The following is a 1,926-nucleotide window of genomic DNA, read 5'->3' as shown; positions in this document are numbered from 1 at the left end:
GGATCGCCACAACTCTTATGCTAAAGAAAATACTTTTTCTGCGCACGCAGATATTTTTTCGTCCGCATGAAAATTTTTTTCTATGCCCACGAAAATTTATTTTCTTGGCCACAAAAATTTATTTTCTTGGCCACAAAAATTTATTTTCTTGGCCACAAAAATTTTTTTTCTTGGCCACACAATTTTTTTTTCTTGGCTACACAATTTTTTTTTCTTGGCCACGCAATTTTTTTTCTTACCTACGCAAATATTTTTTCTTACCTACGGAAATTTATTTTCTTACCTACGAAAATATTTTTTCTTACCTACAAAAATATTTTTTCTTACCTACGGAAATTTATTTTCTTACCTACGCAAATATTTTTTCTTACCTACAAAAATATTTTTTCGTGCGCACGTAATTTTTTTTTCGTGCGCACATAAATATTTTTTCGTGCGCACGTAAATTTTTTTTTGTACGTACGAAAATATTTTTTGTACGTACGAAATTTTCATGCTCTCCGAAACCGACCTTTTCTCTTTTCCCGATTCCGGTTTTCCGTCTCGGCACAAAAAAAGCAGTGCCGGCNTTTTTTGTACGTACGAAATTTTCATGCTCTCCGAAACCGACCTTTTCTCTTTTCCCGATTCCGGTTTTCCGTCTCGGCACAAAAAAAGCAGTGCCGGCACTTATCGCACCGGCACTGCCCGAATTTGTCTACAATATTTTACGCCCTGCCACTTCGGGGTGAGGGAAATTCCCCTCAATCTTAATCAATATTAACCGTCCACCCTTTGTCTGTGGCTATCTTCTTGTTGCACGCATCCGTACCCGGATTACCTCCGATCCAGATCTTCTTCTTGCCTTCGGTCTCCCCTTTCACATCGGGAAGCGTCCGGAATATCTCGTTCAGCGTCTCCGTGCTCAGCTTACAGTCGTTGACCAACAACGCATCATTTATGCTGCTCGAGATCTTCAAGGAGCTTAGATTCGGGTTATTCGAGCAGGAGAATATTGTCAAAGCAGTGTTCTTGCTCACATCCAGCGAGGTAAACTTGTTAGAGTCGCAAGTCAATATTTTCAAAGCCTTGTTCTTGCTCACATCCAGCGAGGTGAGGGAGTTATAGGAGCAGCCCAACTCTGTCAAAGCCGTGTTCTTGCTCACATCCAGAGAGGTGAACTTGTTATAGGAGCAGTTCAAATAAGTCAAAGCCGTGTTCTTGCTCACATCCAGCGAGGTGAGAGAGTTCTTGTAACAGTACAACCCTGTCAAAGCCTTGTTCTTGCTCACATCCAGCGAGGTGAGGGAGTTCTTGTGGCAGTCCAAATAAGTCAAGGCAGTGTTCTTGCTCACATCCAGCGAGGTGAGGGAGTTAGAGTCGCAGTTCAACACTTTCAAAGCTATATTCTTGCTCACATCCAGCGAGGTGAGACTGTTAGAGTAGCAGACCAATCCTGTCAAAGCGGTGTTCTTGCTCACATCCAGCGAGGTGAGAGAGTTAACGGGGCAGGTCAACACGGTTACCTTTCCATACACCGTAACGGTCTGAGAGCCGAGCTTGTACTCTTCATAGGAGTTAAATCTGGTCACGCTCTCGCCTGCATCTTTGACCTTGTTGTTGTTCAGGTCTATCCAGACATTCGGACGGTCTGCCGGTTCGGCCTCGATCCGAAGCTCTATCTTCTCGCCGACGGCTTTCGTTGTCGTCATCGTCATGCTGTTGCCGGCAGGAGGAGGAGTATCTTCGACATCCAATTCCCAGCCTTTGTCTGTGGCTATCTTCTTGTCGCACGCATCCGTACCCGGATTGTCTGCTATCCAGATCTTCTTCGCGCCTTCTGTCTGCCCTTTTACATCGGGAAGTGTGCGGAATATCTCGTTCAGCGTCTCCGCGCTCAGCTTACAGTTACGGATATATAACGCATCATTTATGCTGCGCGAGATC

General features: G+C 44.5%; 1 protein-coding gene. It reads right to left on the bottom strand.

Annotated elements, in window-relative coordinates; all coding sequences use genetic code 11:
* Nucleotides 1-749: 749 nt before the first annotated feature.
* Nucleotides 750-1,926: hypothetical protein (locus tag JT26_RS10805; RefSeq protein ID WP_052110343.1), on the bottom strand; the 1,177-nt coding region annotated here is incomplete at its 5' end.

This window comes from Porphyromonas sp. COT-108 OH1349, assembly GCF_000768755.1.
GTDB classification, from domain to species: Bacteria; Bacteroidota; Bacteroidia; order Bacteroidales; family Porphyromonadaceae; genus Porphyromonas_A; species Porphyromonas_A canoris.
This window is presented reverse-complemented; position numbering and strand designations above follow the sequence as displayed.